The sequence below is a fragment of the Aeromicrobium sp. HA genome (assembly GCF_027171405.1).
Taxonomy (GTDB): domain Bacteria; phylum Actinomycetota; class Actinomycetes; order Propionibacteriales; family Nocardioidaceae; genus Aeromicrobium; species Aeromicrobium tamlense.
Genome location: NZ_CP114372.1, coordinates 1,679,734 through 1,694,358, shown reverse-complemented (window position 1 = coordinate 1,694,358; position 14,625 = coordinate 1,679,734). Strand labels below are relative to the sequence as shown.

Below are 14,625 nucleotides of genomic sequence, written 5' to 3'. Positions count from 1 at the left end.
CCAGTGTCCCACCGGAGCGGCCCTTCGGTCAACCGGACCGTCGTCCGTCCACCCACGCGGCGGTGACCCGGAGCTCGAGGGGGTCCAGGACCACGAGGTCGGCGGGCGTCCCGGGCGCGAGGGTGCCCAGCTCGGGCGCTCCGAGGGCATGGGCGGGCACCGTGCTGGCGGCGCGGATCGCCGTGGCGACGTCGACCCCGGCGTGCCGGACGACGTTCGCGATGCAGGTGTCCAGGCGCACGGCGGCCCCGGCGATCGTGCCGTCGTCGCGACGCGCGGGCTGCCCCTCGTCGATCACGACGGGCGCGCCGCCGAGCTCGTACCGGCCGGGTGGCATGCCGAAGGTGGAGAGGTCGTCCGTGACGAGCATGATCCGGTCGCCCGCGCTGGCGAACGCGACCTGCAGGGCGATCGGGTCGACGTGGTGCAGGTCGGCGATCAGTCCGGGCGTCAGTCGTGGGTCGGTCAGCGCCACGCCGACGACCCCACCGTCGCGGTGCCGCAGGCCGCGCTGGGCGTTGTAGAGGTGGGTCACGAGGGTGGCGCCGGCGTCGACCGCGCGGGTGGCGGTGACGTCGTCGGCGTCGCTGTGCCCGATGCTGACGCGGACTCCCGCCGCGACGAGCCGCTGGATCGCCTCGATCGCTCCCACACGCTCCGGCGCGAGGGTGACGTAGCCGAGGTCCGCTCCCCCGGCCGCCAGCAGCGCGTCGATGCGCTCGGCGGTGGGATCGACGAGGAAGGACTCGTCGTGCGCTCCCTTGCACGCGGCGGCGATGAACGGCCCCTCGACGTGGGCGCCGAGCAGCCGGGTCGCACCGGGACGGCCGGCCAGGCGTGCGCGCTGGCGGCGATACCCGCGCAGCTGCTCCGCGAGGTCCTCGACCGGGGCCGTGATGAACGTCGGGGCGATCGCCGTGACGCCCGTGGCCGCGAGCTCGTCGACGATTCGCTCCCACTCCTCATCGGTGGCGACCGCGAAGTCCGCCCCGTAGGCGCCATTGATCTGCGCGTCGATCAGGCCCGGGGCCAGGATGCCATCGTGGTGCTCGTCGGGGTCACGCGGCGGGGCGCCCGTGCCGGACGCCGTGATCAGGCCGTCCTCGACCTCGACCCAGCCGGGCTCGAGGTCCACGTCGACGTCGACGACCGCCGCGGCGCTGATGAGGTGTCCCACGAGACGGGACCGTACACGCTCGGACGGCCCACCCTAGGGTGGAGCGCATGCGTCAGGACCTGTTCACCAGTCCCGAGGGCCAGTGGACCCCGGTCTCGCCCCAGCTCGCCACGGCGCGCGGACTCATCGGCACGGCCTGCGGTCTCGTGCTCGTGCTCGTCTCGGTGGGCGCGTGGCTCCCGCTCCGCGACTCGATGGGCGGCTGGGCCCCCGTCCTGTGGCTGCCCGCCGCACTCGGGCTCGGCCTGATCGCCTGGATCTGGTGGTGGGCGCCGCGGAACCGCCGCAGCTGGGGCTACGCCGAGGCCGAGGACGACTTCGTGGTCCGCGGCGGCATCATGTTCCGGCGTCTCGTCGTCGTGCCCTACGGCCGCATGCAGTTCGTCGACGTGCAGTCCGGTCCGGTGGCCCGCGCGTTCGGCTTCGGCACCGTCACGCTGCACACCGCCTCGACCTCCACCGCCGCGGAGATCCCCGGCGTCCCGCTCGACGAGGCCAAGCGCCTGCGCGACCGGCTGACCGACCTCGGTGAGGGCCATGGCGCCGGCGTCTGAGGCGCACCGCACCCACCCCCTGACCGCCCTGCTCCAAGGGCTCATCTGGGGCGCGGGCGTCGCGGTGGCGCTGTCGTGGCAGGCCTTCGACTTCCAGGACCCGAACTGGTGGGCGCTCGCGAGCCTGCCCGCGGGATTCCTGCTGGGGGCTGCGGCCGGCTGGGTCAGCTGGCTGTTCACCCGCTACGTCATCGACGACGAGGAGATCCGCGTCGAGCGCGGCGTCCTGTTCAAGTCGTCGCGCCGCATCCCGTTCGAGCGACTCCAGTCCGTCGACATCAACGAGCCGCTCGTGGCACGCCTCGTGGGACTGTCGGAGCTGACGATCGAGATGGCCGGCGGCTCGGACTCGCGCACGCGACTGCGCTTCCTGACGCTCGCCGAGTCGCGACGGCTGCGCCGGCTCCTGCTCGAGCGCGCCCACGGCGCCCCCGAGGAGCACGCGGAGGACGGTGAGCCCGTGCCCCAGGAGCACCGCCAGGTGCTGCACGTCGTGCCCCCGGACCGGATCATCCTCGGCACGCTGCTGTCGCTGGACTTCGTCGGCACGGTCCTCGCGGCGATCGCCTCGATCGTCTTCGCGGTCTTCACCGAGACGGGGTGGGCGCTGCTGGCCATCCTCGTCCCCACGCTGTGGGGCATCGGGCAGATGATCACGAATCGGATCATCGCCCAGTGGGACTTCACGCTCTCGCGCCATCCGCGCGGTCTGCGGATCGAGCGCGGCCTGCTCAGCCGCAGCTCGCAGACCATCCCGTTCGACCGCGTGCAGGGCATCGGCGTGGTCGAGCCGATCGTGTGGCGCCGGTACACGTGGTGCCGCCTCGACGTGGACGTGGCGGGCTACGGCGCGGCCAGCGACGAGAGCGGCGGTGTCTCCTCGACGACCCTGCTGCCGATCGCCGACCGCGACCTCGCCCGCCGGATCGTCGACGAGCTCGTGCCCGATCCCGACCGCGGCACCGGGCCCCGGGTCCGGCCGACCAGTCGCTCGCGGATCTTCGCGCCGATCGGCTGGCGCTACCGCTGGCTGGCCGCCACCGACCACACCGTCACGACCGCCACCGGGTGGATCACGCGACACCGCTCGGTGGTCCCGCACCACAAGGTCCAGTCCGTGGAGTTCTCCCAGGGCCCGGTCCAGCGGCGCTTCAAGGTGGCGACCGTCAAGGTGCACACGCCCGACGGGCCCGTCTCGGCCCAGGCACACCACCTCGACGAGGACGTCGCCCGCGCCATCACGTTCGACGAGGTCGAGCGCGCGCGAGCGGCGCGGAGGCTCAGCCGCCGCTGATGTCGCTCTCGGCGCCGGCGTCCATGGCGCCGGACATCTCGCGCGAGTCCAGCCAGCCCTCGGGCAGCACGACCTTGCGCGGCGAGCCCTGACGGCCGCGCGGCACGCCGAGCTCGGCGACGGGGAACGGCACCGTCGGGTCGAGCTCGGACAGCAGCTCGTCGAGGGCGCGGTAGGAGCTCACGTGGCCGAGACGGTCGCGCACGCTGGAGCCCGCCGGGAAGCCCTTGAGGTACCACGCGACGTGCTTGCGGAACTCGATGCTGCCGCGCTCCTCGCCGAGCCACTCCCCCAGCAGCTGGGCGTGGCGTCGCATGACGTCCATGACCTCGCCGAGGTTCGGCAGCGTCGCGACGGTGCGGCCGTCGAACGCCGCGGCCAGGTCGCGGAAGAGCCACGGACGACCGAGGCAGCCGCGGCCGACGACGACGCCGTCGCAGCCGGTCTGCTCGACCATCGCGAGGGCGTCGGAGGCCTCCCAGATGTCGCCGTTGCCCAGCACCGGGATGTCGACGGCGGCCTTGAGCTCGCCGATCGCGCTCCAGTCGGCGCGGCCGCTGTAGTGCTGGGCGGCGGTGCGGCCATGCAGCGCGATCGCGGCGGCGCCGGTGTCCTGCGCGATGCGGCCGGCGTCGAGGTACGTCAGGTGGTCGTCGTCGATGCCCTTGCGGGTCTTCATCGTGACGGGCACGCCGTAGGGCTCCGCCGCCTTCACGGCCTTCGTCAGGATCTGGCCGAGCAGCGTGGCCTTCCACGGCAGCGCGGATCCGCCGCCCTTGCGGGTCACCTTGGGCACGGGGCAGCCGAAGTTGAGGTCGACGTGGTCGACGCCGTGGTCGGCGCACAGGATCTCCACGGCGCGGCCGACGGTGTCGGGATCGATGCCGTAGAGCTGCACCGACCGCACCTGCTCGCCCTCGGCGAACGTCAGCATCGACAGGCTGACCCGGTCGCCCTCGACGAGCCCGCGACTGGTGATCATCTCGCACACGTACAGACCGGCGCCCTGCTCGGCGCACAGACGTCGGAACGCGACGTTGGTGACGCCGGCCATGGGGGCGAGCACGACCGGCACGTCGACGTGGACGCGCCCGAGGTCGAGGCCCCGCGTCAGGACAGCCATCGCACCGCCGTCGTCACGTCGCCGGGCTGGAAGTCGACCGACTCCACCGCCGTGCCCTCGGGCACGAAGTACAGCAGGCAGCCGCGCACCGTCCGGCCGGCGGCCAGCGTGGCGCCCAGTCTCGGCGCCTTGCACGTGGAGAGGCCGGACGGGGCGGGCGTGGCCGGGACGAGCACGTCGCCCGCGGCGCGCACCCACCACGGCGCGCCCTCGGGGAACGCCGCGTCGGCGGGGCCGCGATTGCCCATCACGACTCGAACGTAGTACGCCTGCATGCCGTCGGGCACGGCGAACAGGGCGAGGTCGCGGGCGGGCGCCTTGGTCACGCCGGCGACGCCGAGGGTGAGCGCGGTGGCGTCCTCGGCGCCGTCCGGCGGGTAGTCGACCGCGAGCGACTTCCCCAGAGCCGTCTCGGTGGGGGCCGGGGCCTCCTGCGGCGCCGGGTCCTCACCGCCCGAGCAAGCTGAGAGCGCGAGCAGCAGGGCCGCGGCGGCGAGCGCCCGCATGCTCAGCAACCGACGAGGCGCGACGCGAGGTACCCGCTGACCTGGTCCAGGCCGATGCGCTCCTGCGACATGGAGTCGCGCTCGCGGATCGTCACGGCGTCGTCCTCGAGCGTGTCGAAGTCGACCGTGATGCAGTACGGCGTGCCGATCTCGTCCTGGCGGCGGTAGCGCTTGCCGATGGCCTGCGCGTCGTCGAAGTCGACGTTCCAGTTCTGGCGCAGCTCGGCCGCGAGGTCGCGCGCCTTCGGCGACAGGGCCTCGTTGCGCGACAGCGGCAGCACCGCGGCCTTGACCGGCGACAGGCGCGGGTCGAGGCGCAGCACGGTGCGCTTGTCGACGCCGCCCTTGGCGTTCGGGGCCTCGTCCTCGGTGTACGCGTCGACGAGGAACGCCATCAGCGAGCGGTTGACGCCGGCCGCGGGCTCGATGACGTAGGGCGTCCAGCGCTCGTTGTTGGCCTGGTCGAAGTACGACAGGTCCTGGCCCGAGTGCTGGGCGTGGGTCGACAGGTCGAAGTCGGTGCGGTTCGCGACGCCCTCGAGCTCACCGAACTCCGAGCCGGCAAAGCCGAAGCGGTACTCGATGTCGACCGTGCGCTTGGAGTAGTGCGAGAGCTTCTCGGCCGGGTGCTCGTAGAGGCGCAGGTTGTCGGGGTTCACGCCGAGGTCGGTGTACCACTTCAGGCGCGTGTCGATCCAGTACTGGTGCCACTCCTCGTCCTCGCCGGGCTTGACGAAGAACTCCATCTCCATCTGCTCGAACTCGCGCGTGCGGAAGATGAAGTTGCCCGGCGTGATCTCGTTGCGGAAGCTCTTGCCGATCTGGCCGATGCCGAACGGCGGCTTCTTGCGCGAGGAGGTCATGACCTGCGAGAAGTTCACGAAGATGCCCTGCGCGGTCTCGGGGCGCAGGTAGTGCAGGCCCTCCTCGGACTCCACCGGGCCGAGGAACGTCTTGAGGAGGCCGTTGAACATGCGCGGCTCGGTCCACTCGCCGCGGGTGCCGCAGTTCGCGCACACGAGGGTGGACATCTCGACCGCGTCGGGATCGTCGAGGCCGTGCTTCTCGGCGTACGCCTCCTGGAGGTGGTCCTGGCGGTAGCGCTTGTGGCACTGCAGGCACTCGACCAGCGGGTCGACGAAGGCGGCGAGGTGGCCGGAGGCCTCCCAGACGGGGGTCGGCAGGATCACCGAGGAGTCGAGGCCGACGACGTCGTCGCGGCTCTGCACCATGGAGCGCCACCACTGGCGCTTCACGTTCTCCTTGAGCTCGACGCCCAGGGGCCCGTAGTCCCACGCGGAGCGGGTGCCGCCGTAGATCTCGCCGCACTGGTAGACGAAGCCGCGGCGCTTGCACAGGCTGATGACGGTGTCGATGACTGATGCCATGGGAAGGAAATCCTGTCCGGCTGGATGTCGGCGGGCCACTGCGCGTCGTCGTGACAACGCGCGCCCGAGGTCAGCGATCCACGATACCCCCGACCGCGAACGAGTCTGCTCGAACCCCTTGACGAGACTTAGTTAGTTTGGTGCACTAACTGCGTGACGACGACCACAGTGAACCGCCGAGCCGTGGGCAAGGTGCGTCCGGCCGACACCCGCCGGCACCACCGCACCCTGCTGCTGCAGCACCTCGTGGACCAGGGCCCCACCACACGGGCCGACCTGGCGCGCGAGACCGGTCTCACCCGCGTGACCGTCTCCGACCTCGTCGCCGAGATGCTCGCCGAGTCGCTCGTCGACGACATCGGCGCCCGCCCCGGCACGCACCTGGGCAAGCCCGCCACCCTCGTGGCGATCTCGGAGAGCGCGCCCGTCATCGTGGCCGTCGACCTCTCCGACGACTCCGGCTTCGACGGCGCCGTCGTCGACCTCCACGGCCGGGTCCTCCTGCGCGAGCAGGCCCCCTTCTCCCGCGGTGCCGACGCCGTCGACGACGTCTCCCGACTCGTCGCCCGCCTCGTCGAGCGCGCTCCACGTCGCGTGCTCGGCATCGGCGTCGGCACCCCGGGCATCATCGACGACGAGGCCGGCGTCGTGCTGCAGGCCCCGAACCTGGCCTGGGACGACGTCCCCCTCGCCGCCACGCTGGCCGAGCGCCACGGACTGCCCGTGTGTGTCGGCAACGACGCCAACATCGCCGCGGTCGCCGAGGGCGCCTTCGGCGACGGCGACGACGCCGGCCTGCTGATGGTCACGATCGGCCAGGGCGTCGGCGGCGGGATCCTCGTCGACGGCCACCCGGTGGCCGGTCCGCTGCGCTCGGCCGGCGAGATCGGCCACATCGTCGTCGATCCCGACGGCGCCGCCTGCGCCTGCGGCAACCGCGGCTGCCTCGAGACGCTGCTCAGCGCGCCCGCGCTGCGCGCCGCCGGCTCAGACGCCGCCCGCAGCCACGTCGGCGACCTCCTCGGCTCGGTCCTGACGCCGATCGTGACGACCCTCGGCATCGCCGACGTCGTCCTGCACGGACCGACCGACCTGCTCGACGGACCCGTGCTGGAGGCAGCACGCGCGGCCGTCGCGCGCCAGAGTCTCCCCTTCGTCGCCCAGCGCATCAGGATCCGCCTGGTCGCCCACGACGAGCTCGTCCTGACCGGGGCGGCGGCGCTGGTGCGCCATCGCGAGCTGGGAGTCGTGTGAGGTGCGCCGCGCCGAACACTCCACCACCACCATTCATGGGAGGCACATCATGAAGCTCCGCAAGTTCGCGGCGAGCGCGGCCGTGGCCGGACTCGCCCTCAGCGCGCTCGCCGCGTGCGGGAGCGGCGACGACGAGGGGTCGTCCGACTCCGGGTCCGACACCATCACGCTCTGGCTCGCCGGCAAGGAGGACACCCCGAAGGAGGCGTCCGACTGGCTCGAGAAGGAGTTCGCCGCCGAGCACGACGGCAAGACCCTCAAGATCGAGCGCATCGACTGGGGCGAGCTGCTGACCCGCCTCAACACCGCGCTGCCGAGCGACAAGTCGCCCGACGTCGTGGAGATCGGCAACACCCAGGCCGCCTCGTTCACCAGCATCGGCGCGTTCACCGACCTCACCGACAAGGCCGACGAGCTCGGCTCGATGGGTCCGGAGTCGTTCGTCGAGGCCGGCACGTGGGACGACAAGCTCTACGCCGTGCCGTACTACTGGGGCTCGCGCTACGTCTTCTACAGCAAGAAGGCCCTCAAGGACGCCGGACTGGAGCCGCCGAAGACGCTCGCCGACTTCAGCACCGCCGCCGCGAAGCTGAAGACCGAGGGCGGCGACAAGTACAGCGGCTTCTGGCTGCCCGGCCAAGACTGGCGCAACGGCATCAGCTGGGTCTTCGCGCACGGCGGCGACATCGCCGTCCAGGAGGGCGACCAGTGGGTCGGCAAGCTGTCCTCTGCCGAGTCGGTGAAGGGACTCGAGCAGTGGCAGCAGCTGGCCCAGGACGCCACGACGGCGCCGAAGGACGGCAAGGACGAGGAGGCCTGGACCCCGTTCAACAACGGCGAGGCCGCGATGTTCATGGCGCCCAGCTGGGCCCGCTGGTCGGTGGCCGAGGACAAGGCCGAGGACCTCGGCGCGTTCGCGCTGCCGGGCGTCGACGGCGACGCGGCCCCGGTCTTCGCCGGCGGCTCGAACATCGCCGTGTCGGCCAAGTCGAAGAACCAGGACCTGGCCTTCGACGTGCTCAAGCTGATCTACAGCGACGACTACCAGCAGCTGCTCGCCAAGAACGGCCTCGGCCCGGCGAACGACGAGTTCACGTCCCTCATGGGCGACGACGAGTTCGCCACCGCGGCCGTCGAGGCGGCCAGCAACTCCAAGCTCACGCCGACCTCGCCCAACTGGGCCGCGGTCGAGACGTCGAGCGTGATGGAGGAGTTCTTCGGGGCCATCGCGAGCGGCGAGGACGTCGCCACCGTCGCGAAGGCCACGGACGCCAAGCTCGAGGCCGAGCTCAACAAGTGACGCCTCGACACTGAAGGAGCCGGTGGGGCCCGGTCGATCGGCCGGGCCCCACCGCCTGCCACGAACACACTGCGCAGGGGAGGGAGGGAACGATGAGCACACAGACGATGACCCGTCGGGTCGGACCGTACGCACTGCTGGTGCCGTCGCTGGTGATCCTCGCGATCGCCATGGGATACCCGCTCGTGCGCCAGGTCGTGATGTCGTTCCAGGAGTACGGCCGGGCCCAGCAGTTCGGCCAGCCGGCGCCCTTCGTGGGCCTGGACAACTACGTCGACCTGTTCACCGACGCCCAGATGTGGGCGGTGGTCGGCCGGTCGCTGGCCTTCTGCGCGGTCAACGTGGCCGTCACGATGCTGCTCGGCATCGCGATCGCCCTGCTGCTGCGACGCGTGTCCCGCGGCCCCCGGCTGACGCTCCAGATCGCGATGCTGCTCGCGTGGGCGATGCCGGTGATCGCCGCGATGACCTCGTGGCAGTGGCTCTTCGACACCCGGTACGGCGTCATCAACTGGACACTCGTCAAGCTGGGCTTCGAGTCCTTCGACGGCCACAACTGGCTGACCAACCCGTGGTCGTTCTACTTCGTCGCCACCGTGATCGTCGTGTGGATGAGCGTGCCGTTCGTGATGTTCACCGTCTACGCGGCACTGACCCAGGTGTCGGAGGACGCCCTCGAGGCCGGCGAGCTCGACGGCGCCAGCCCGTGGCAGCGCTTCCGGCACATCGTCTACCCGACGATCCGCCCCGTCCTGACGATCACGCTGCTGCTGCAGGTCGTGTGGGACCTGCGCGTGTTCGCCCAGATCTACTACCTGCAGGGCGTCGGCGGCACCCCGAGCAAGACCCATCTGCTCGGCACGTACATCTACACGCTCGGCATCGGCCAGAGCGACTACGGCATGGCGTCCGCCCTGGCGATGTTCGTGCTGGTGCTGACGCTCGTCCTGACCGCCGGCTACGTCCGCGCCCTGCTGAGGGAGTCCCGATGAGCCGCACCCTGAGCCGACGCCTGTGGGGCGCCCTGGCGATCGTGATCGCGGTCGTGTGGGTGTTCCCCGTCTACTGGATCCTCAACAGCGCGTTCCAGCCGGCCGACCGGCTGCGCTCCCCCGAGCCCGCGTGGTTCCCGCGCGACCTCACCGGCTCGGGCTTCGCCCGAGTCTTCGACGACGCGTTCCTCGACTCGTTCAAGCTCAGCATCACGGTCACGCTGCTCGCCGTCGTCTGCGCCGGACTGTGTGCGTTCCTGGGCGCCGTCGCGATCTCGCGCTTCCGCTTCCGCGGGCGCGTCCAGTTCATCCTCGTCGTGCTGGCGATCCAGATGATCCCGCCCGAGGCGCTGTTCATCAGCCAGTACAAGATGCTCGGCGACGCCGGGCTCTACAACACCGTCGGCGGTCTCGGGCTGCTCTACGTCGCGATGATCCTGCCGTTCACGATCTGGATGCTGCGCGGCTTCGCCGACGGCGTCCCGATCGATCTCGAGGAGGCGGCGATGGTGGACGGCTGCAGCCGCACCCGCGCGTTCTTCACGATCACCTTCCCGCTGCTGGCTCCCGGCCTGGTCGCCGCCAGCGTGTACGGCTTCCTCCAGGCGTGGAACGAGTTCACCCTCGCGGTGGTCGTGATGGATCCGTCCAACCGCACGCTGCCGCTGTGGCTGCGCGGGCTGTCCGACGTCTCGAACGAGGCCATCGACTGGCCCGGCGTCATGGCCGGCGCGACGATGGTCGCCGTCCCGGTGATCGTCTTCTTCATGATCGTGCAGGGCCGGATGACGTCCGGCCTCGTCTCGGGGGCGGTGAAGGGATGAGCGGCTCCGTGCGCGCCGACGCCCACGGCGTGATGCTGGCGGCCTTCCACGGGCCCGACGTGCCCGCGTGGCTCGGTCCGGCGTTCGAGGGCGGCCTGGCGGGGATCTGCCTCTACGGGGACAACCTGCCGGCCGACGGCGACGTCCGGCCGGTCGCGCGCGCCGTCGCGGCGCTCGATCCGACGCGGGTCCTGGCGCTCGACGAGGAGGGTGGCGACGTCACGCGGCTGCACATGGCCGACGGCAGCCCCCACCCGGGCAACGCGGCGCTCGGCGTCGTGGACGACGTCCAGCTCACGCGCACGATCGCCGCCGGCATCGGGGCGGAGCTCCGCGAGGCGGGCGTGTGGCTCGACCTCGCGCCGTGCGCCGACGCGAACAGCAACCCGGCCAACCCCGTCATCGGGACGCGCAGCTTCGGCGCCGACCCGGGCCTCGTGGCCCGCCACGTCGCCGCGTTCGTCGAGGGCCTCGCCTCGGTGGGCGTCGCGGCCAGCGTGAAGCACTTCCCCGGCCACGGCGACACGAGCGCCGACTCCCACCTCACGCTCCCCCGCGTCGACGCGTCCGCCGAGGTCCTGCACGAGCGTGAGCTGGTGCCGTTCCGCGCGGCGATCGCCGCGGGTGCCGCCTCGATCATGACCTCGCACGTCGTGCTGGCCGCGTTCGACCCGGACCGACCCGCCACGCTGAGCCCGGCTGTCCTCACCGGACTGCTGCGCGAGGAGCTCGGCTACGACGGCGTGATCGTCAGCGATGCCCTCGACATGGCGGGCGCGAGCGGCACGCTGGGACTCGGTGGCGCCGCGGTCGCGTCCTTGGCGGCCGGTGCCGACCTGCTGTGCCTCGGACCGGAGGCGTCCGCGGAGCCCCGTGCGCTCGCGGAGGCCGTCGACGCGGTCGTCGCCGCCGTCGAGTCCGGAACGCTGGACCGCGGGCGACTCCGCGACGCGGCCGCCCGGGTCGAGCGGCTGCGCGCCACGTGGTCGGAGCGGCGTCCCGTCGAGGCGGGCGCCGTCGAGGCCGGTCGCGTGGCCGCCGAGAAGGTCGCGTCCGAGGTCGTGTCGCGGCTCGGCGTGGCTCCCCTGCACGGCCGCGCCACCGTGGTGCGCATCGACACCGGCACCAACCCGGCGGTCGGCTGGACCGACTGGGGCCGCCTCGACGTGGACGCCGAGGTGGTCGACCTGACCGCGCGCGACCTCGACGGTGTCGGGCCCTTCGGCGGCGAGGTCCTCGTGGTCACCCGTCGCGCCACGGCTCATCCCGACGTCTGGGCGTGGGTAGCGCAGCAGCTCGAGGCGAACCCCCAGGCCCGTCTCGTCGAGCTGGCGTGGCCCGACCCGCGACTGGCCGGCCGCCCCGACGTCGTGTGCACGATGGGCTCGTCCGCCGCCCTGCTGGCCGCCCTGTCGCGGGCGCTGAGGGGTGAGGTCTCGTGACCCCGATCCTTGTGGGCCTCGACATCGGCGGCACGTCCGTCAAGGCCGTGGCGGTCTCCCCCGGCGACCCCACCGGGCCCGCCCTGGCCGAGGTGCGTCACCGCACCGAGCCCGGCGCGTCGGGCATCCGCGCCGGGATCGCCGCCGCCGTGCACTCCCTCGCTGCCGAGGTCGGACCCGACGCCGAGGTGGCCGGCATCGGCGTCGGCATCCCGGGGTTCGTCAGCCGGGGCGCCGTCTCGCACGCCGTGAACCTCGGCCTCGGCGCCGAGCCGCTCGACCTGCTCCCGACCCTGCGCTCGCTCACGTCCGGCCCGGTGGGGGTCGAGAACGACGTCAACACCGCCGCGCTCGGCGCTGGCGGCTGGGTGGCGCGGCACGATCCCGGCGTCGACGACTACGCCTTGCTGAACATCGGCACGGGCCTGGCCGCGGGACTCGTCCTCGACGGCCGGCTGCGCGCCGGTGCCACCGGGATGGCCGGCGAGATCGGCCACCTGGTCTTCGACCGCAGCGGTCCGACCTGCCCGTGCGGCCAGACGGGCTGTCTCGAGCTCTACGCCTCCGGCAGCGGGATGCGGCGCACGTGGAGTGGCACCGCCCGCCAGCTCCTCGACGCCGCGGCGGCGGGCGACCCCGTCGCCGTCCGCACGGCCGCCGACCTCACCGCCGGCATCGCGCACGCGATCACGCTGCTGGCCTACGCGCCTGACGTCGCCCTGATCCTCGTCACGGGTGGGGTCGTCTCGCGCAACCCCGCGCTGCGCCGGGCCGTGACCGCCCGACTCGACCACGACGACCACACGGTGGTCGGCCGCGCCGTCCCGGTCGCCGACCGCGTGCGCTGGCTGCCCGAGGACGTCGCCGTCGGCACCCGCGGCGCCGCCCTCCTCGTCGCCGAGGGGGTGCGGGTCTGATGGAGGTCGTCATCACGTCCAGCCCGGGCGAGGTCGCGGCGGACGCGATCTCCGGGCACGTGCACCCCGGCGCGGTGCTGGGGCTGGCCACGGGCTCGTCGCCGCTGCCGGTCTACGAGGAGCTGCTGCGCCGGCGCGACGCGGGCACCCTGTCGTTCGACGGCGTGCGTGCGTTCACCCTGGACGAGTACCTCGGCCTGCCGCGGTCGCACCCGCAGAGCTACCACTCGGTGATCCGCCGCGACTTCACCGACCGCGCGGGGATCGAGGTCGACGGACCCGACGGCGAGGCCAAGGACGTCCCCGCCGAGGCGGCACGGTACGAGGCCGCCATCGCGGCCGCCGGCGGCATCGACGTCCAGCTGCTCGGCATCGGCACGGACGGCCACATAGGCTTCAACGAGCCCGGCTCGTCGCTCGCGTCGCGCACCCGCACCAAGACACTCACGCCGCAGACCCGGCAGGACAACGCGCGCTTCTTCGACTCGGTCGACGAGGTGCCAGTCCACGTGCTGACGCAGGGCCTCGGCACGATCCTCGACGCGCGCCACGTCGTCCTCGTGGCGACCGGAGCGACCAAGGCAGCAGCCGTCGCGGCCGCGGTGGAGGGCCCCGTGAGCGCGTTCTGCCCCGCCTCGGTGCTCCAGCTGCACCCGCACGTGACGTTCGTCGTCGACCCCGACGCGGCGTCTGAGCTGCGGCTCCTCGACTACTACCGCTTCACGGTCGCCCACAAGCCGGACTGGCAGCCGTGGTGACCATGACCCCGACGAAGGGAGCAGCACCGTGGCATCGGTGACGTTCGACCAGGCGACCCGCATCTTCGACGGCCAGGAGCGGCCGACCGTGGACGCGATGGACCTGGCCATCGAGGACGGCGAGTTCCTCGTGCTGGTCGGTCCGTCCGGCTGCGGCAAGTCCACGACCCTGCGCATGCTCGCGGGACTCGAGGACGTCGACTCCGGTCGCGTCCTCATCGGCGACCGCGACGTCACGCGGTTGGCGCCGAAGGACCGGGACATCGCGATGGTGTTCCAGAACTACGCGCTGTACCCGCACATGACCGTGGCCGAGAACATGGGCTTCGCGCTGAAGATCGCGGGGATCCCGAAGGCCGAGGTGCGCACCCGGGTGGAGGAGGCGGCCACGATCCTCGACCTCGTGCCCTACCTCGACCGCAAGCCCAAGGCGCTCTCCGGTGGCCAGCGGCAGCGCGTGGCGATGGGCCGCGCCATCGTCCGCTCGCCGCAGGTCTTCCTGATGGACGAGCCGCTGTCGAACCTCGACGCCAAGCTGCGCGTGCAGACCCGCACCCAGATCGCCGCGCTCCAGCGCCGGCTCGGCACGACGACGGTCTACGTCACCCACGACCAGGTCGAGGCCATGACGATGGGCGATCGCGTCGCGGTCATGGAGGCCGGCGTCCTGCAGCAGGTGGCGACGCCGCGCGAGATCTACGACCACCCAGCCAACGTCTTCGTCGCCGGCTTCCTCGGCTCCCCCGCGATGAACCTGCTCGACCTGCCCGTCGTCGATGGCGGCGTGCGGCTGGGCGACGCCGTGGTGCCGATCGAGCGGTCGGTCCTCGCGCAGGCCGGGCCCGTCGTCACCATCGGCGTGCGGCCCGAGAACCTCGGCATCAGCGAGCAGGGGCTGCCGATCACCGTCTCGGTCGTCGAGGAGACCGGCGCCGACGCGTACCTCTACGGGCACACCGAGAGCCTCACGGACAACCTCGTCGCGCGCACCGACTGGCGCAACCCGCCCGAGAAGGGCAGCGAGATCCGGCTGTCCCCGCTGGACCTCTCGCAGGTGCACGTGTTCGACCCGACCACGGGGGGCCGGCTCTGATTT

14 protein-coding genes are annotated in these 14,625 nt (G+C 72.2%); 10 read left to right on the top strand and 4 right to left on the bottom strand.

The genetic code is table 11. From position 1 onward, the window contains the following. Positions 1-28: 28 nt before the first annotated feature. Positions 29-1,177, bottom strand: a complete 1,149-nt coding sequence (gene nagA, locus O3S82_RS08320; RefSeq protein WP_269306939.1) for an N-acetylglucosamine-6-phosphate deacetylase — start codon at positions 1,175-1,177, stop codon at positions 29-31. Positions 1,178-1,224: 47 nt separating this feature from the next. Here nagA and O3S82_RS08315 point away from each other — a divergent pair, with 47 nt between their 5' ends. Both O3S82_RS08315 and O3S82_RS08310 read left to right on the top strand, forming a co-directional pair. Further along, a complete protein-coding gene (locus O3S82_RS08315; protein WP_179424448.1) occupies positions 1,225-1,731 on the top strand; it encodes a PH domain-containing protein in 507 nt (168 codons plus the stop codon). Continuing rightward, entirely contained in the window at positions 1,715-3,025 is a 1,311-nt protein-coding gene (locus tag O3S82_RS08310; protein WP_269306936.1) for a PH domain-containing protein, read from the top strand. The genes O3S82_RS08315 and O3S82_RS08310 overlap by 17 nt, the downstream gene beginning before the upstream one ends. Here the strand turns inward: O3S82_RS08310 and dusB are convergent. From dusB to O3S82_RS08295, 3 genes are read right to left on the bottom strand one after another with little or no spacing between them, the layout of a single operon-like run. Continuing rightward, positions 3,012-4,148 carry a tRNA dihydrouridine synthase DusB gene (gene dusB / locus O3S82_RS08305; protein ID WP_269306934.1) on the bottom strand — a complete coding sequence of 379 codons (1,137 nt, stop codon included), beginning with the start codon at positions 4,146-4,148 and terminating at the stop codon, positions 3,012-3,014. The two genes, O3S82_RS08310 and dusB, sit on opposite strands and share 14 nt — an antisense overlap. Further along, positions 4,136-4,654 carry a hypothetical protein gene (locus tag O3S82_RS08300; protein ID WP_269306932.1) on the bottom strand — a complete coding sequence of 173 codons (519 nt, stop codon included), beginning with the start codon at positions 4,652-4,654 and terminating at the stop codon, positions 4,136-4,138. The genes dusB and O3S82_RS08300 overlap by 13 nt, the downstream gene beginning before the upstream one ends. A 2-nt stretch (positions 4,655-4,656) precedes the next feature. Beyond that, positions 4,657-6,042 carry a glycine--tRNA ligase gene (locus O3S82_RS08295; protein ID WP_269306930.1) on the bottom strand — a complete coding sequence of 462 codons (1,386 nt, stop codon included), beginning with the start codon at positions 6,040-6,042 and terminating at the stop codon, positions 4,657-4,659. Between the two features lie 153 nt (positions 6,043-6,195). Between O3S82_RS08295 and O3S82_RS08290 the strand changes: the two genes are divergently transcribed. The 8 genes from O3S82_RS08290 to O3S82_RS08255 all read left to right on the top strand — a co-directional run bounded on the left by O3S82_RS08290 (position 6,196) and on the right by O3S82_RS08255 (position 14,622). Further along, positions 6,196-7,296, top strand: coding sequence for an ROK family transcriptional regulator (locus O3S82_RS08290; RefSeq protein ID WP_269306928.1), 1,101 nt, complete (start codon positions 6,196-6,198; stop codon positions 7,294-7,296). Between the two features lie 49 nt (positions 7,297-7,345). After that, on the top strand, positions 7,346-8,596 hold the full coding sequence (locus O3S82_RS08285; RefSeq protein WP_179424454.1) for an extracellular solute-binding protein: 1,251 nt from the start codon (positions 7,346-7,348) through the stop codon (positions 8,594-8,596). 92 nt (positions 8,597-8,688) lie between these two features. After that, on the top strand, positions 8,689-9,588 hold the full coding sequence (locus O3S82_RS08280; RefSeq protein WP_218845754.1) for a carbohydrate ABC transporter permease: 900 nt from the start codon (positions 8,689-8,691) through the stop codon (positions 9,586-9,588). Further along, on the top strand, positions 9,585-10,412 hold the full coding sequence (locus tag O3S82_RS08275; RefSeq protein ID WP_179424455.1) for a carbohydrate ABC transporter permease: 828 nt from the start codon (positions 9,585-9,587) through the stop codon (positions 10,410-10,412). The genes O3S82_RS08280 and O3S82_RS08275 overlap by 4 nt, the downstream gene beginning before the upstream one ends. Further along, positions 10,409-11,854 (top strand): glycoside hydrolase family 3 N-terminal domain-containing protein, encoded by a 1,446-nt coding sequence (locus O3S82_RS08270; protein ID WP_269306925.1) that lies wholly within the window; start codon positions 10,409-10,411, stop codon positions 11,852-11,854. The genes O3S82_RS08275 and O3S82_RS08270 overlap by 4 nt, the downstream gene beginning before the upstream one ends. Then, positions 11,851-12,771 (top strand): ROK family protein, encoded by a 921-nt coding sequence (locus O3S82_RS08265; protein WP_269306923.1) that lies wholly within the window; start codon positions 11,851-11,853, stop codon positions 12,769-12,771. The genes O3S82_RS08270 and O3S82_RS08265 overlap by 4 nt, the downstream gene beginning before the upstream one ends. Beyond that, positions 12,771-13,529 (top strand): glucosamine-6-phosphate deaminase, encoded by a 759-nt coding sequence (nagB, locus tag O3S82_RS08260; RefSeq protein ID WP_269306921.1) that lies wholly within the window; start codon positions 12,771-12,773, stop codon positions 13,527-13,529. Before O3S82_RS08265 ends, nagB begins: the two co-directional genes overlap by 1 nt. 28 nt (positions 13,530-13,557) lie before the next feature. Next, positions 13,558-14,622, top strand: coding sequence for an ABC transporter ATP-binding protein (locus O3S82_RS08255; RefSeq protein ID WP_179424459.1), 1,065 nt, complete (start codon positions 13,558-13,560; stop codon positions 14,620-14,622). Positions 14,623-14,625 lie beyond the last annotated feature (3 nt).